Below are 14,462 nucleotides of genomic sequence, written 5' to 3'. Positions count from 1 at the left end.
AGGAAGGCTCGGCCATGGACGGCGTAACGGTCATCGATCACCCGCTTGTGCAGCACAAACTCACGATCATGCGGCGTAAGGAGACATCGACCGGGAGTTTCCGTCGGCTCCTGCGCGAAATCTCCACCTTGCTCTGCTACGAAGTGACCCGTGATCTCGAACTCACCATGGAGACCATCGAGACGCCCCTGCAGACGATGGAGTCGCCGATCCTGGAAGGCAAGAAGCTCGTCTTTGCTTCGATCCTCCGTGCCGGCAACGGCCTTCTCGAAGGCATGCTCGACCTCGTGCCGTCGGCGCGCGTTTCGCATATCGGCGTCTACCGTGACCATGAAACGCTGCAGCCGGTCGAGTATTACTTCAAGGCTCCCGAGGATATCTCCGAACGCTTGATCATCGTCGTCGACCCGATGCTCGCCACCGGCAACTCGTCGATCGCGGCGATCGACAAGCTCAAGGAGCGCGGCGCCCATAACATTCGCTTCCTCTGCCTTCTCGCCGCGCCCGAGGGCATCAAGAATTTCCGCGAGGCGCATCCAGATGTGCCCGTCTTCACCGCCTCGATCGATAGCCATCTGAACGAGAAGGGCTACATCATGCCTGGTCTCGGCGATGCCGGCGATCGCATGTACGGCACGAAGTAATTCGTCATCTGTTTACCATTCGGATGCAGTCGAAGGTCCGGACACGCGTGCCGGACCATTTGCTTTACCGGCATTAGCAACTTGTCAGCGATTAGGGCGTAGGACGTGTAAGCATGGCCACGCATGACGCGGGGTTTATACAGGAAGGATTTCTGTCCCGATGCTCGTGCGTACCGTCATTTTTGCAAGCGTGGCTGCGGTGCTTGCAACACAGATACCGACCCTCGTGGGAAAACGCAGCGGCGAAGTGGTCGCCTCGGCCAATTTCGTAACCGGCAATGCAGAACAGGGGCGAGCCGCGGCAAGTGGCGGCACAATGCGACTGCGGGCTGATGCTCAAGGCCACTATTCCGGCGATTTCAGAATCAATGGTCGTCAGGTGCAGGGCCTGATCGATACCGGCGCGACCTACGTCGCTCTGAATGAGAGCTTCGCTCGACGCCTGGGTTATACGGGCAACCAGCTTGATTTCCGCTACTCGGTCGACACAGCCAACGGGAAGACGAAGGCAGCGCACGTGACATTGGATCGGGTGGAGATTGGCGGCATCCGCGTGCGTGATGTGGAGGCCTTTGTGCTGAAGGATGGCGCCCTGTCCTCCACGCTCGTCGGCATGAGCTTCCTGCGCAAGCTCGCTTCCTATTCCGTTGCCGATGGATCGCTCAGTTTGAAGCAATAGGCGTCAGGGCGTCGATGGCCGGTTTCTTGCCTCGTCGGCCGTCAGCGCGCTCTCCCGGGTGCCGGAGACAATTATCTCCAGGACCTCGTGCTCGTCGGTGTTCTTGACGTAGCGGTCACCGACATATTCACCGCGCTTGAGGACCATGACGCGATCGCCGACGGCGAAAATGTCGACGAGGCGGTGTGAGATGATGATCTGGGCAACGCCTTGTTTCTTCAGTTCCAGCATGGTTTCGAGCAGCCGCTCGGTCGCCATGACCGAAAGATTGGCGGTCGGCTCGTCGAGAATGACGACGCGCGGCTCGAAGGAGATCGCGCGGGCGATCGCCACGGACTGCTGGCGGCCGCCCGACAGGCTCTCGACCTTCTGATAGACGGAATTCACGTCGACCTTGAGGCGCTTCAACACGTTGTCCGCCTCGGCATACATCTTCCTCCGATCGACGAAGAGGCCTCTGAGGGGCCAGCGGCCGAGAAAAATGTTCTGGCCGACATCCATGTTCCCGCAGAGCGCGAAGTCCTGATAGATCATCTCGATCCCTGCGTCGCGGCTCTCGTGCGGGCTTTTGAAAGAGACCGGCTGCCCCGCCACCAGGATTTCGCCGGAGTCGCGCTGATAGGCGCCTGTGAGGATCTTCATCAGCGTCGACTTGCCGGCAGAGTTGTCCCCGACCAGGCCAAGAATCTCCCCGGGATAGAGCACGAGATCGACTTTGCGGAGCGCTTGCACGGCTCCGAAGGCCTTTTCGATGCCCCGCATTTCCACAATCGGCCGCGAAGGCGTCACGTCAGCCATGGATGGCTTCTCCCGTTCGTGCTGCTGTCGTGAAACGGCCGCGCAGGCGCGCAAAGATATTGGCCTGCCGCACCCATATGTCGATCAGCACTGCCACAATGAGGATGACCCCGATGAAGACATTGATCCAGTGCTGGGGCATGCTGAAGCCTTGGACATTGAGTTGCAGGAGCGCGCGGACAAGCGTTATTACAGCCGCGCCTGCAAGCGAGCCGATCATCGTGCCGTAGCCGCCGAAGATTGATCCGCCGCCGATGATCACGGAGGCGATGGCGTCAAGCTCGCGGAACTGGCCGGCAACCGGGTTGAAGCTGCGGAAATAAGCGACGTTGATGATCCCGGCCATGGTTGCGCAGAACGCGGACAGTACAAGTGCAATGAAGCGAACACGGTTGGTATTGATGCCGGCATAGGCGGCAGCGCGGACATTGCCGCCTGCTGCACAGACCTTCAGCCCAAATGGTGTGTAGGCAAGCACAATGCCGGCGATCAGGGCGACGAAAAACATGAAGATCGTCTGGATGCTGACGACCTCGGCTACCGTACGGATCATCCCCGGGGGCAGCGAAACACCGAAATGCAGGACAACGTCGTTCACCTTGCGGCCAAGCAGGTTGTAGCCTTCCGGCCAGCCGGTCAGCTGCTGGCCGGCGACAAACCAAGCGGCAAGACCCCGGGCAATGTAGAACATGCCGAGCGTGGCAATGAAGGCGGGCAGCTTGAAGCCGACGGTGATGACGGCATTGACAAGGCCGGCAGCCGTCCCCGCAAGCAGACCCATCGCCACGGCAGTGAATGGATCGGCGCCCAGCACCTTGAGGAAATAGGCGGCCGTGCTGCCGGCGAGCGCAAGCACCGAGCCAACGGAGAGATCGATATCACCGGCCGCAATGACATAGGTGAGCCCGACGGTAACGAGCGCCAGCTCTGTGTAGTTGAGCAGGATCGCGAAGGTGTTGGGCAGGTTCCACCAGTAGTCCGGCCTTAGCGCCAGGCCGGTCAGCCAGAGCAGCACCGTCAGGATGATGGCGAGTGCGTCGCGCCGCGCAAGGAACTTGCCGAGCCCCGTGGCCGAGAGCGCCATGTCGGCCGCCATCGCCCCTTTGGTCTGCACGCCTTCCAGAGCGACGCCGCCGGTTTCGTAGGCCGGCGGCGGTGGCCGACCGCGGAGCCAGGCCCAGAGCCGGGCCGCGATCTGGCGTCGAATGAGGAAGGGCTCGATCAGCACGGCCACGACCAGAAGCAGCCCCAGGAAGACCATGACGGCACCGGCTGGCAAGGTGAACCTGGCGCCGACGGCAACGCTCTCTCCATCGATGATGACGGTCCGCGTGATCGGCCAACCTTCGCGCAGCACCTTGTCGATCAGCACAACGACTGTCGCGCCAAGGCAGGACCCGAGCACGCGCCCGCGCCCGCCAAGGATCGACGCACCGCCGATGACGACAGATGCGATCACGGTAAGCTCCCAGCCGACGCCGTAAAGAGGGGTGACGCCCTTGTCCTGCGCCGCTGCCAGAAGACCGGAAAGGGTCGCGCAGAGCGACGAGATCAGGTAGGCGCGAATTCGCACCCACTGGGTGTTGATGCCGGCATAGGCTGCGGCCTGCTCGTTGCCGCCGGTCGCGAAGGTCTCATAGCCCCAGCGGGTCTTGGCAAGCACATAGGCGCCGATGACAGCTACGAGGAGGAAGATCGCGATCTGGTTATTGAAGCCGAGAGCGTTGATCTCTCCGAGATGAAAGAAGAGCGGATAGTCTGCCGCCTTGCCGGAGTAGTAGATCGCTTGGCCATGCGTGAGCGCAAGAACGAAGCCTCGACCGATAAAGAGCATCGTCAGCGTTGCAATGAACGCGGGCACTTTCAGCATCGTCACGAGGACGCCGTTGCCGAGGCCAATCACCGTGCCGAGCAGCACACAGAAGATCACCGACTCGATGACGCCGAAGTCGAGAACATCAGACGCAAAGAGCCTCGCAAAAACGACAGCGATCAGGCCGTAGGTCGAGCCGACCGAAAGATCCAGGTCCTTGTTGGCGATGACAAAGGTCATTCCGACCGCGATTATCCCGACACGGGACGTGTCGCGAAGTAGCGCCAACAGGGCCTCCGTTGATCCAAAGAAGGCCGGATTGACGATCGCCCCGCCGAGGTAGAGCAAGGCGAGGAAGATCAGCAGCCCAGCCTCCCATCCGCCGACGAGCTGGGGCGGCGCACGGCCTAGCGATGTCGTCGTGGGCGCCATGGTGTCTGCCGATCAATCTCGCCGTCGCGATGCAGGAGGCTTGCACCTCCCGCGTCGATTTCAGGCGTTTCGGAGCGTTAGTTTTCGAAGCGCTTGCCAACCTTTGCGACGTTCTCCTTCGTCACCAACTGGGCACGCGTGTCCAGGTTGGCGGCGGAAATGCCGCGATCGATCTGCAGGTAAAGCTGCATGACAGGCCAGAAGCCCTGCAGGAAGGGTTGCTGTCCCAGCGAACCGGTCAGGTTTCCGGCGGCGATTCCCTCCTGCTGTGCCGGGCCGAGGTCGAACCCGAATGCGCAGAGCTTGCCGGTCTTGCCCATCTGTGCGACGGCCTTGACGAGCGGTGGCGTGAAGACGTTGTTGGCGGTGAAGGCACCGACCACGTCACCACGGGATTCGAAGAGCGAAACAAGCGCGTTGACCGGATCGTTGGGGTTCGTGTCGATGCCGACGTTCTCCGGTCCAGCGTCAACCTTGAAAGCGTCAAGCTTGCCGGCCTCCTTCAATGTTTTGACGATGGCGTTGAAAGCGGAGGTGACCCGGTTGTTGACCTCGATGTTGCCCATCGCAGTTGACGACGGCAACAGAATCGAGCCGCTGGTTGCGCCGCTCGCAATCACACAATTGGCAAGAGCCTCGCCGCCGATTGCCGCGGCCGATGCGTCCTGACCAGTATGGCTGATGGCACTGCGATGCAGGATGGTTGCATCGAATGAGTTGGTTGTGGCGATCGGTATGCCCGCCGCCTCGGCAGCTTTGACGATGTCGTTGTAGGCGCCGACCTGCGGCGTCGTCATAATGATGCCGTCGATCGTCGGATCCTGGACGATCTGGTTGAGGATCTCGATTGCGCGCGCCGGATCGTCAACTGGCGATTCCGAGCCGAGCAGCAGGATCTTGGCGCCGATCATGTTGCCGGCGACGGTTGCGCCGACATAGACGGGATCAAAAAAGCCATTGCCTGCCGTATGAGTCACGATCGCGAAGGTCAAATGACCGTCCGCCGAATGGAAGTTCTTCGTGTTGGGATCTTCCTTGGCAGCTTCGGCAAAATTATAGCCGCCAACTGCTTTCTCGACGCTGCCCGACTGCGCAAATGCATGCGAGACGCCGAGCGATAGTAGCGCGGCTGACACCGCGTACAGCAAAGTCCGCCTCATGATTAGTCCTCCCTTGAGTCAAGGAAAGCCGTTCGAGCGCAATTTACAGAGAGTGAGGGCCGAAGGCTTCCTCCCATACGCTAATATTCTGCGCAATTCCGATGCAAGTAAACGGCGAACTCATCGTAAGGGCGAAATTGTTTGCCTTCCAAACATCCCCTGGTTGTTTTTGATGACAAATAGCCGTTGAGGTCGTGGTTACTGGCTCTCAGGGGATGGATGCGCTTCCCTGGCGAAGCCTGCCTCCTTTTCGGAACGCGATCCTTAGCTTGCTGAAAGAGCCACGATGCGCTCGTAAATGACGGCGGGGGTGGCAGGCTGGTGTTCGTCGATCCGGTAATGTTTGGCGAGGGCGGCAACCGCCGCATCTGCTGAATCCGCGCTTGAGGCATGCACAAGCGCGATGGGGTCGCCTTTCTCTACACGCGTGCCAAGCGGCAGAATGTCGGATATCCCGACGCGATGATCGATCCTGTCGGCGGGATGACGCCGTCCGCCACCGAGGTCGACGACGGTCATGCCGATCTCCCGTACGTCGCAGCCGGAAAGCCAACCGGACCGAGGTGCGGGGACAGGTTTCGTCAGCGGCGCCTCGACGAGGTACTTGTCCGGCGCCTCCAACAGATCCGAGGGGCCGCCGAGGCGGCTGACCATGCGGGCAAAGCTTTCGGCGGCCTTGCCCGTAGAAAGCGCGTCCACGGCTTTTGCCTCACCGTCCTGAAGTGACGACACCACACCTGACTTCTCCAGCATCTCGGCTGCGAAAGCCAGCACGGCAGCCTCCAAGCGGGTGTTCTTCTTTTTGCCCGCTAGAAAATCCAGACAGTTTCGGATCTCGACGGCGCTTCCGGCAGCATCCGCCAGCGGCTGGTTCATGTCGGTAATCAGGGCCGATGTCCTGACGCCTGCACTGTCGGCGACATCGACAAGGGCGCGGGCCAGCATCTCGGCATCGTCAGGCTCGGCCATGAACGCGCCCGTGCCGACCTTGACGTCGAGCACCAGCGTCTGCAGTCCGGCCGCAAGCTTCTTCGAAAGGATCGAGGCGGTGATGAGGGGAATCGAGTCAACGGTCGCCGTCACATCCCGGACAGCGTAAAGCTTGCCGTCGGCTGGAGCGAGGGAGCCGGTTTGGCCGATGATGGCGCAGCCGACATCCTTCACGACCTTGCGGAAAACTGTTGCGTCAGGGGTGATGGTATAGCCAGGAATGGCTTCGAGCTTATCCAGCGTCCCGCCGGTATGGCCGAGACCACGCCCTGATATCATCGGAACGGCGAGGCCGCACGCTGCCGCGATCGGTGCGAGCATCAGGGAAACATTGTCCCCGACGCCGCCTGTCGAGTGCTTGTCGGCAATAGGTCTGTCTATGTCTGCCCAGCTCAGTGTATCGCCCGAGCGGGCCATTGCCAGCGTCAGCGCCACGACCTCGTCGCGCGACATACCCTTGAACCAGACCGCCATGGCGAAGGCGCCGATCTGCCCCTCGGAGAGCTGACCGGCCACAAGTGCGGCAATGAACGATTGGATATCCTCTTCGGAAAGCGTTCCGCCATTTCGCTTCTGGCGGATGATCTCCTGGGGGATCATCTCAATAGCTCGATGCAGCGGCGGGCGCGGATTGCGTGCCGCTGAGCACGGCAAGAATGTCGTCGAGCAATCCGGATGCGCCGAAGCGGAACGTGGATGGCATTGGCCAGTCCGGCGCCATGATCGTTTCTGCAAGGCTCAGGTAAAGCGCTGCGTCTGCCACCGAACCGATGCCACCCGCCGGCTTGAAGCCGACCTTGCGGCCGCTCTGGCGAATGACCCGCAGCATGATGTCGGCAGCTTCCAGGGTCGCATTGACGGCGACCTTGCCGGTGGAGGTCTTGATGAAGTCGGCACCCGCCTCGATGGCGAGTTCGGAGGCACGACGGATCAGCGCCGCATCCTTTATCTCGCCGGTCTCGAGAATGACCTTCAGCAGGATCGGGTCCTTGCACTCGGCTCGGACCGCCGCAACCATGTCGGTGACAGCCTTGCCGCTCCCGGTCATGAATTTGCGATAGGGGATGACGAGGTCGATTTCGTCGGCGCCGTCGGCGATCGCCTCGCGTGTTTCGGCGGCAACGTCGGCCACTTCCATATCGCCCGACGGGAAATTGACCACAGTTGCAATCCGCACCGGATGACCCGTGCCGAGAACTGCGCGAGCGCGGGCAACGAAGCGCGGCCAGATGCAGATCGCCGCCGTGTTGCCATAGGGGGTTTGGGCGCACGCACACAGCGCGTCGATCTGCGCCTCGGTGCAGTCATCCTTGAGGTTGGTAAGATCGAGGAGGGAGAGGGCGACGGCGGCCGTTTCCTTGCTGGAATGGTTGGTCATTATTCGCGTTCTCCTGCAATCATTTCCTTCAGTATGGCGGCGAGGCGCGCACCGCCGATCGGAGCCATATCCTTGGTCTCCTCATGGCTCAGTTCGCCGCCGGTCATGCCGGCTCCATAGTTGGTGATTACAGACGCCGCCGCAACCCTTAAGCCAAGCATTCGCGCGATAATCACTTCCGGCACGGTCGACATGCCGACGGCATCGGCGCCGAGGATACGGGCCATGCGGATTTCGGCGGGTGTTTCGAAGCTTGGGCCCGAGAACCACATGTAGACGCCTTGCGACAAGGCGATACCGAGCTTCTCCGCAGCATTGCGCATCCTGTCGGCGAGAGCTGCATCATAAGCACTCGTCATGCCGACAAAACGACGATCGCTTTCCTCGCCGATCAGCGGATTCATGCCGGAATAGTTGATGTGATCGCTAATCTGCATCACCGAGCCAGGAGGCATGTCGTCTCGGAGCGACCCTGCGGAATTGGTCAGGACTAGCGTCTCGACGCCTAGACCTTTGAGCACCTCGATCGGCAGCCGCATCGCGCTGGCATCGCCCTTCTCGTAGAAATGGACGCGACCGGACAGCATGATGACGGGCACACCGCCAAGCAAACCCGCGACGACTTCTCCGGCGTGGCCCGAAACCGCGCTAACAGGAAAGCCCGGCAAGTCGTGATAAGGGATGCGATGCGCATCAGTCATCTCGCCGACCAGCGAGCCGAGACCGGAACCAAGCACGATGCCGTAGCGCGGCGAAAGGCCGCCGAGCCTTCCGGCAAGCACGTCGAGAGCGGCACTCATCCGAGTTCGGTCTCGAAGCTGAACGGCAGCAACTCTTCCATGGTCATCGTCTTCCTCACGCCGACCTCATCGCAGAGGTAGATCTTCGTGTCCTTGGAGGCGAACTCCGAGATCTTCTGCCGGCAGCCGCCGCAGGGCGGGCAGAGCGGCAGCTTTTCGGCGATCACGGCCATTTCAACGATCTTCTTGGCGCCGGCCATGATCATGGCGCTGATGGCGGTTGGCTCCGCACACCATCCTTGCGGGAAAGACAGGTTCTCGATATTGGCGCCGGTGTAGATCTTGCCGTCCTCGGCGCGGATCGCGGCGCCGACGGGGAACTTCGAGTAGGGGGCATGAGCGAAAGCCATGGCACCGCGAGCGGCCTCGAAAAGATCGTGGGACATGTTCTCAGCGTTCCTTCGTATAGGGCACACCACCCGCTTTCGGCGGGATTGCCACGCCGATGAAGCCGGCGAGCAGGATGCAGGTCAGGATATAGGGCAATGCCTGGAAGATCTGTACCGGCACTTCGCCGATCAGCGGAACCTGCTTGCCCTGCATGAAGTTTGCCAGCGCATCGAGGAAGCCGAAGAGCAGGCAGGCGAACATGACGGGCACCGGTCTCCACTTCGCAAAGACCAGTGCCGCAAGTGCAATGTAGCCCTTACCGGCCGACATATCCTTGATGAAGGCAGCCGACTGCGCGATCGACAGATAGGTCCCCGAGAAGCCGCAGAGGATGCCGGCGCACATGACCGCGCGATAGCGCAGCCAGCCCACCGAAATGCCGGCCGTATCGACCGCGCCCGGATTTTCGCCGACGGCGCGCAGCCGCAGGCCGAAGCGGGTGCGATAGAGGATCCACCAAGAAAGCGGAACCGCAAGAAAAGCGAGGTAGGTCAGGATATTGTTGCCTGAGATCACGTTCGCGTAGAGCGGGCCAATGATCGGAACTTCACGGACGGCATCGGCGCCCGGCAGCACGATCGGCGCAAAGCGGGCTTCCTGAGTTAGCTGTGGCGTACGGCCGCCCTGGCCGAACCAGGCGCCCCCAAGGACGATTGTGATACCGGCGACGAAGAAGTTGATCGCAACGCCCGAGATGATCTGGTTGCCGCGATTGGTGATCGAGGCGAAGCCGTGGACGAGGCTGAGCGCCACGGAGCAAATGATGCCAGCACCGAGGCCGAGCCATGCCGAGTCCGTCAGGTAGGCGACGCAGGCTGCCGCAAAGGCAGAGCCGAGCATTTTACCCTCGAGGCCGATATCGAAGATGCCGGCGCGTTCGGAGAACAGACCAGCCAGCGCCGTGAAGATCAGCGGGATCGACAGACGGATCGTGGAGCTCAGAACGCTGATGAAGATGTCATAATAATCCATCGTCCGTTCCCCTCACGCGGCCTTGAACTGTTGATAGACGCGAACCATCGCGGGGCGGAACATGTATTCGAGCGCACCGGCGAAGAGGATAACAAGACCCTGAATGACCAGGATCATTTCGCGCGTGATGTTGGGCATCTCGAAGGAGATCCAATCGCCACCCTGATAGAGGATGCCAAAGAGGATCGCCGAGAAGATGATCCCGACCGGATGATTTCTCCCCATCAGCGACACGGCGATGCCTACGAAACCGGCGCCGCCCACGAACTCGACCTGCAGGCGGGCCGAGGATCCCATGACCGGGTTCAACGCCATCATGCCGGCGAGCGCCCCTGACAACAGCATCGCGGTCAGGACGATGCGGGCGTACGGGATGCCGGCATAGGCCGCCGCGCTGTGGCTGACGCCAAGGGTGCGCATCTCGAAGCCGAGCTTGGTGCGCCAGATCAGCAGCCAGACGAAATAGGAGGCAACGAGGGCAATGAGGAACGAGACGTTGAACGGTGCTGCGCCGAGCTTGGCACCGAACAGGTTCATCAGCCAGCCGAGTTTCGGCAACTGGCCGCCTTCCAGAAAGGTGCGGGTTTCCGGCGCCATCTTGCCGGGGACGATCAGAACGTGCACCAGCAGATACACCATCAGCGCCGCGCCGATATAGTTGAACATGATGGTGGTGATGACGATGTGGCTGCCGCGCTTTGCCTGCAGGAAGGCGGGGATGAAGGCCCAGGCGGCGCCAAACAGGCCGGCACCCACCACGGCCACCGGCATGGTGACATACCAGGGGACATAGTGGTCGAGCGCCAGCGCAACCAGCGCGCAGCCGAGACCGCCAAGATACGCCTGCCCTTCCGAACCGATGTTGAACAGACCAGCATGAATGGCGACCGCAACGGAGAGGCCGGTGAAGATGAAGCTCGTCGCATAATAGAGCGTAAAACCAATGCCTTCGCCGCTGCCGAGTGCGCCCTCGATCAGCAGCGACAGGGCCGCAAGCGGGCTTTCGCCGATCAGCCAGACGACGAAGCCGGAGATCAGGAAGGCGACAAGCAGATTCAACAGCGGAATGAGGCCGTAGTTGATCCAATTTGGAAGTGGAACTGAAGCAGTGCTCATCAAGGCCTCACGCGGCAATGCCGGCCATCATCAGGCCGAGGGTCTGTTCACCGGCATCGGGCGTCTTCTCGCCGACGACATGGCCGGCAAACATGACAAGGATACGGTCTGAAAGGGCGCGGATTTCGTCGAGCTCGACGGAGACGAGCAGGATCGCCTTGCCCGCATCGCGCATCTCGATGATCCGGCGGTGGATGAATTCGATGGCGCCGATATCGACGCCGCGCGTCGGCTGGCCGATGATCAGCGCCGTCGGATCGCGCTCGATTTCGCGGGCGACGACGATCTTCTGCTGGTTGCCACCGGAGAAGTTCGCGGTCTTCAGCCGCGGGTTCGGCGGGCGGATGTCGTATTTTTCGATCTTCTCCATGGCGTCCCTGCGGATCGCGTCGAGATCGAGCAGCGGGCCCTTGCTGTAGCCGGGATTGCGGTGGTAGCCGAGAACGGAATTCTCGTACTCCTCGAACTTCAGCACCAGCCCCATGTGATGCCGGTCCTCGGGGATGTGGGCTAGGCCGAGCTCGCGCAACCGCGCCGGATCGGCTTTGTCGATCGGCTGACCGTCGAGGAAGATCTCGCCGGAATGCGGCTTGCGGATGCCTGCTATCGCCTCCAGCAATTCGGACTGCCCATTGCCGGCGACGCCGGCAATGCCGACGATCTCGCCGGCACGGACGTCGAAGGATACGTTGTCGACCATGATGACGCCGCGGTTGTCCTTGACCGTGAGATTGCGAACCGACAGGATCACCTTACCCGGATTGGCTTCACCCTTCTGCACGCGCAGCAGGACTCGGCGACCGACCATCAGTTCGGCAAGCTCCTCGACCGTGGTTTCGGAGGTCTTGCGGGTCGCCACCATCTCGCCGCGGCGCATGACCGACACCGTGTCGGTGATCGCCATAATCTCGCGCAGCTTGTGGGTGATCAGAATGACGGTCTTGCCCTGGTCGCGAAGGACGCGAAGGATCTTGAAAAGATGGTCCGCTTCAGCAGGTGTCAGCACGCCCGTCGGCTCGTCGAGGATCAGGATTTCGGCGCCGCGGTACATGGCCTTGAGGATCTCGACGCGTTGCTGTAGCCCGACCGGAAGCTCTTCGATCAGCGCATCCGGGTTCACTTCGAGGCCGTAGTCCTTCTCCAGGCGGCGCAGCTCGGCGCGCGCGGAAGAAACGCCCCTGGCGAGCAGCGCGCCGCCTTCGGCACCAAGCATGACGTTCTCAAGCACGGTAAAATTATCGACCAGCATGAAGTGCTGGTGCACCATCCCGATCCCGGCTGCGATTGCAGCCTGGCTGTCCTTGATGGTGACGGGATTGCCGTTGACGCGGATCTCGCCGCTATCGGCATGGTAGAAACCATAGATGATCGACATCAAGGTCGATTTGCCGGCACCGTTTTCCCCGATGATGCCGTGAATCGTACCCTTGGCGACGGTAAGATTGATGTCCTTGTTGGCGTGAACGGCACCGAATTTCTTGTCGATGCCCACAAGTTCGATAGCGGGCGTGTCTGTCACAGCAGGCTCCAAATACGAAAAGGGCGTATGACGGAGCGACTCCGCCATACGCCCGTCTCAGTCACGGATCACTTCGGGCAAGCATTGTCCGTCGTGTAGTCGTGAACCTTGATGGTTCCCGCAATGATGCCTTCCTTGGCCTTGTCGAGCGCGGCCTGCATGTCAGGCGTGATCAGCGCCTTGTTGTTGTCGTCCATGGCGGCGGCAACGCCGTCTTCCTTGACGCCGAGCGCCAGGACGCCGGCCGTGAACTTGTCGCCCTTGACGTCGCTGAAGCCGTTGTAGACGGCAAGGTCGACGCGCTTGACCATCGAGGTCAGGACGGAGCCCGGATGCAGGTGGTTCTGGTTGCTGTCGACGCCGATCGAGAGCTTCTTGTTGTCAGCGGCCGTCTGCAACACGCCGAGGCCCGTCGCACCTGCTGCCGCGTAGATGACATCAGCGCCCTGATCGATCTGGTTCTTGGTGAGTTCGCCACCACGGACCGGGTCGTTCCAGGCAGCGCCCGTCGTGCCGGTCATGTTCTGGAACACCTCGATATCGGATTTGACGGAACGTGCGCCCTGCTCGTAGCCGCATTCGAACTTGCGGATCAGCGGGATGTCCATGCCGCCGACGAAGCCGACCTTGCCGGACTTCGATGCGAGGCCTGCGAGAGTGCCAACGAGGAAGGAGCCTTCTTCTTCCTTGTAAACGACCGAACGAACGTTTGGCTTGTCGACGACGGCGTCAACGATGACGAACTTCGTGTCGGGGAATTCAGCTGCGACCTTCTCGATGGCCGAGGTCCAGGCGAAGGAGACGGCAATAACCGGGTTGAAGCCACGGCTTGCGAAGTTGCGGATTGCCTGCTCGCCCTGCGTGTCACCGGTCGGCTCGAAGTCGCGATAGGCGATACCGGTTTCTTTCTTGAACTTCTCAGCGCCATTAAAGGCTGCTTCGTTAAAAGACTTATCGAACTTCCCGCCGGTGCCGTAAACGAGCGCCGGCTTGACGTCCGCGGCCAGCGCCGTTGTGGACATGGCAGCCACGGCCAGGAGAGTCAGAAGGGATTTTTTCATGAGTTGCAGCCCTATTGTTTCTATTTGTTTGGGTCCTCCCGCAAGCCTGTTTCAGGCATGTCTGCGGAACCACCGACCTCCCCCCGGAGGCCTGGCTGGGCGCATCCTTGCATGGCTCAAAAAAAAATTCACGAGAAATTTTTCGACTGGTAAAAATTTGCCGCAATTGCCAAAAATCAGCTCAGGCGGGCTGTTTTTTGCACAAAATCATCGTTGGGTTGCGATTTTTCTAGCCAACCCCGGAACTGGTCGACGCTATTTGTTATGCTGCAAATCGGCCAGCCGCAGGCGATCTTTTGTAGCCTGCCATCCACAACAGCAGCGATAACACCAGGAACACGGCGAATGCTGGCTGAAGCATCAGCCATTGGAAGGCAAGCGTGTAAAAGCGCGGGTGGATATAATAGGCGATGCTCGATTGCAGGCTTTCCAGCGAGGAGGGGCTGAGGTCCTGCCATGCGTCGCCCACGGGGGTAATGACCACGGAAGAGGCGGCAACGGACTGGATGGCATCGACCGTTCCGGCGATGACGGCAACGGCCAGCGCGACAAGACTCGTCAAACGCAAAAGGAAACGCATCGAACTCTCCGGCGATCAAACATGGCAGGCATTTTCCCGGCCAGCCGCGCCATTCGTCAACCTCTACAAAAGATAGTGATGGAGGGGTGGAGCTGCAATGGAGGGCGTGAGCGCACTTTTACCGGAAGAA

Annotated in this window: 14 protein-coding genes; 2 read left to right on the top strand and 12 right to left on the bottom strand. The window is 60.9% G+C overall.

All coding sequences use genetic code 11. The features are described 5' to 3' along the window. Positions 1-14: 14 nt before the first annotated feature. Together upp and AC1DE4_RS02460 are read left to right on the top strand one after the other, a co-directional pair. On the top strand, positions 15-644 hold the full coding sequence (gene upp / locus AC1DE4_RS02465; RefSeq protein ID WP_018855312.1) for a uracil phosphoribosyltransferase: 630 nt from the start codon (positions 15-17) through the stop codon (positions 642-644). Positions 645-804: 160 nt separating this feature from the next. Further along, positions 805-1,323, top strand: coding sequence for a TIGR02281 family clan AA aspartic protease (locus tag AC1DE4_RS02460; RefSeq protein ID WP_037215785.1), 519 nt, complete (start codon positions 805-807; stop codon positions 1,321-1,323). A gap of 3 nt (positions 1,324-1,326) precedes the next feature. Here the strand turns inward: AC1DE4_RS02460 and AC1DE4_RS02455 are convergent, their stop codons facing one another. The 12 genes from AC1DE4_RS02455 to AC1DE4_RS02400 all read right to left on the bottom strand — a co-directional run bounded on the left by AC1DE4_RS02455 (position 1,327) and on the right by AC1DE4_RS02400 (position 14,332). Beyond that, a complete protein-coding gene (locus AC1DE4_RS02455; protein WP_025659792.1) occupies positions 1,327-2,121 on the bottom strand; it encodes an ATP-binding cassette domain-containing protein in 795 nt (264 codons plus the stop codon). Next, the gene (locus AC1DE4_RS02450) at positions 2,114-4,366 is read right to left on the bottom strand and encodes an ABC transporter permease (RefSeq protein WP_477879702.1); all 2,253 of its coding nucleotides are present in this window, start codon (positions 4,364-4,366) and stop codon (positions 2,114-2,116) included. The genes AC1DE4_RS02455 and AC1DE4_RS02450 overlap by 8 nt, the downstream gene beginning before the upstream one ends. A 77-nt stretch (positions 4,367-4,443) precedes the next feature. After that, the gene (locus tag AC1DE4_RS02445) at positions 4,444-5,526 is read right to left on the bottom strand and encodes a substrate-binding domain-containing protein (protein ID WP_018855308.1); all 1,083 of its coding nucleotides are present in this window, start codon (positions 5,524-5,526) and stop codon (positions 4,444-4,446) included. A 264-nt stretch (positions 5,527-5,790) separates the two neighbouring features. Beyond that, on the bottom strand, positions 5,791-7,116 hold the full coding sequence (gene deoA, locus AC1DE4_RS02440) for a thymidine phosphorylase (RefSeq protein ID WP_477879700.1): 1,326 nt from the start codon (positions 7,114-7,116) through the stop codon (positions 5,791-5,793). A gap of 1 nt (position 7,117) precedes the next feature. Then, the gene (deoC, locus tag AC1DE4_RS02435) at positions 7,118-7,894 is read right to left on the bottom strand and encodes a deoxyribose-phosphate aldolase (RefSeq protein WP_025659795.1); all 777 of its coding nucleotides are present in this window, start codon (positions 7,892-7,894) and stop codon (positions 7,118-7,120) included. Beyond that, complete coding sequence (locus tag AC1DE4_RS02430; RefSeq protein WP_018855305.1) at positions 7,894-8,694, bottom strand: purine-nucleoside phosphorylase; 801 nt, start codon at positions 8,692-8,694, stop codon at positions 7,894-7,896. Before AC1DE4_RS02430 ends, deoC begins: the two co-directional genes overlap by 1 nt. Continuing rightward, on the bottom strand, positions 8,691-9,080 hold the full coding sequence (locus AC1DE4_RS02425; RefSeq protein WP_477879697.1) for a cytidine deaminase: 390 nt from the start codon (positions 9,078-9,080) through the stop codon (positions 8,691-8,693). The genes AC1DE4_RS02430 and AC1DE4_RS02425 overlap by 4 nt, the downstream gene beginning before the upstream one ends. Positions 9,081-9,084: 4 nt before the next feature. Next, positions 9,085-10,056, bottom strand: coding sequence for an ABC transporter permease (locus AC1DE4_RS02420; protein WP_025659797.1), 972 nt, complete (start codon positions 10,054-10,056; stop codon positions 9,085-9,087). A 12-nt stretch (positions 10,057-10,068) separates the two neighbouring features. Next, positions 10,069-11,172 (bottom strand): ABC transporter permease, encoded by a 1,104-nt coding sequence (locus AC1DE4_RS02415; protein WP_025659798.1) that lies wholly within the window; start codon positions 11,170-11,172, stop codon positions 10,069-10,071. A gap of 7 nt (positions 11,173-11,179) precedes the next feature. Continuing rightward, positions 11,180-12,691, bottom strand: coding sequence for an ABC transporter ATP-binding protein (locus AC1DE4_RS02410; RefSeq protein WP_025659799.1), 1,512 nt, complete (start codon positions 12,689-12,691; stop codon positions 11,180-11,182). 68 nt (positions 12,692-12,759) lie between these two features. Then, positions 12,760-13,752, bottom strand: coding sequence for a BMP family lipoprotein (locus AC1DE4_RS02405; RefSeq protein WP_018855300.1), 993 nt, complete (start codon positions 13,750-13,752; stop codon positions 12,760-12,762). 262 nt (positions 13,753-14,014) lie between these two features. Continuing rightward, the gene (locus AC1DE4_RS02400) at positions 14,015-14,332 is read right to left on the bottom strand and encodes a hypothetical protein (protein WP_025659800.1); all 318 of its coding nucleotides are present in this window, start codon (positions 14,330-14,332) and stop codon (positions 14,015-14,017) included. Positions 14,333-14,462: the final 130 nt, after the last annotated feature.

This window comes from Rhizobium sp. 10N414 (genome assembly GCF_056394785.1).
This window is presented reverse-complemented; position numbering and strand designations above follow the sequence as displayed.

Bases quoted from the DNA above. Each gene is read 5' to 3' on its own strand.
- upp (WP_018855312.1), top strand. From the start codon at position 15: ATGGACGGCGTAACGGTCATCGATCACCCGCTTGTGCAGCACAAACTC.
- AC1DE4_RS02460 (WP_037215785.1), top strand. From the start codon at position 805: ATGCTCGTGCGTACCGTCATTTTTGCAAGCGTGGCTGCGGTGCTTGCA.
- AC1DE4_RS02455 (WP_025659792.1), bottom strand. From the start codon at position 2,121: ATGGCTGACGTGACGCCTTCGCGGCCGATTGTGGAAATGCGGGGCATC.
- AC1DE4_RS02450 (WP_477879702.1), bottom strand. From the start codon at position 4,366: ATGGCGCCCACGACGACATCGCTAGGCCGTGCGCCGCCCCAGCTCGTC.
- AC1DE4_RS02445 (WP_018855308.1), bottom strand. From the start codon at position 5,526: ATGAGGCGGACTTTGCTGTACGCGGTGTCAGCCGCGCTACTATCGCTC.
- deoA (WP_477879700.1), bottom strand. From the start codon at position 7,116: ATGATCCCCCAGGAGATCATCCGCCAGAAGCGAAATGGCGGAACGCTT.
- deoC (WP_025659795.1), bottom strand. From the start codon at position 7,894: ATGACCAACCATTCCAGCAAGGAAACGGCCGCCGTCGCCCTCTCCCTC.
- AC1DE4_RS02430 (WP_018855305.1), bottom strand. From the start codon at position 8,694: ATGAGTGCCGCTCTCGACGTGCTTGCCGGAAGGCTCGGCGGCCTTTCG.
- AC1DE4_RS02425 (WP_477879697.1), bottom strand. From the start codon at position 9,080: ATGTCCCACGATCTTTTCGAGGCCGCTCGCGGTGCCATGGCTTTCGCT.
- AC1DE4_RS02420 (WP_025659797.1), bottom strand. From the start codon at position 10,056: ATGGATTATTATGACATCTTCATCAGCGTTCTGAGCTCCACGATCCGT.
- AC1DE4_RS02415 (WP_025659798.1), bottom strand. From the start codon at position 11,172: ATGAGCACTGCTTCAGTTCCACTTCCAAATTGGATCAACTACGGCCTC.
- AC1DE4_RS02405 (WP_018855300.1), bottom strand. From the start codon at position 13,752: ATGAAAAAATCCCTTCTGACTCTCCTGGCCGTGGCTGCCATGTCCACA.
- AC1DE4_RS02400 (WP_025659800.1), bottom strand. From the start codon at position 14,332: ATGCGTTTCCTTTTGCGTTTGACGAGTCTTGTCGCGCTGGCCGTTGCC.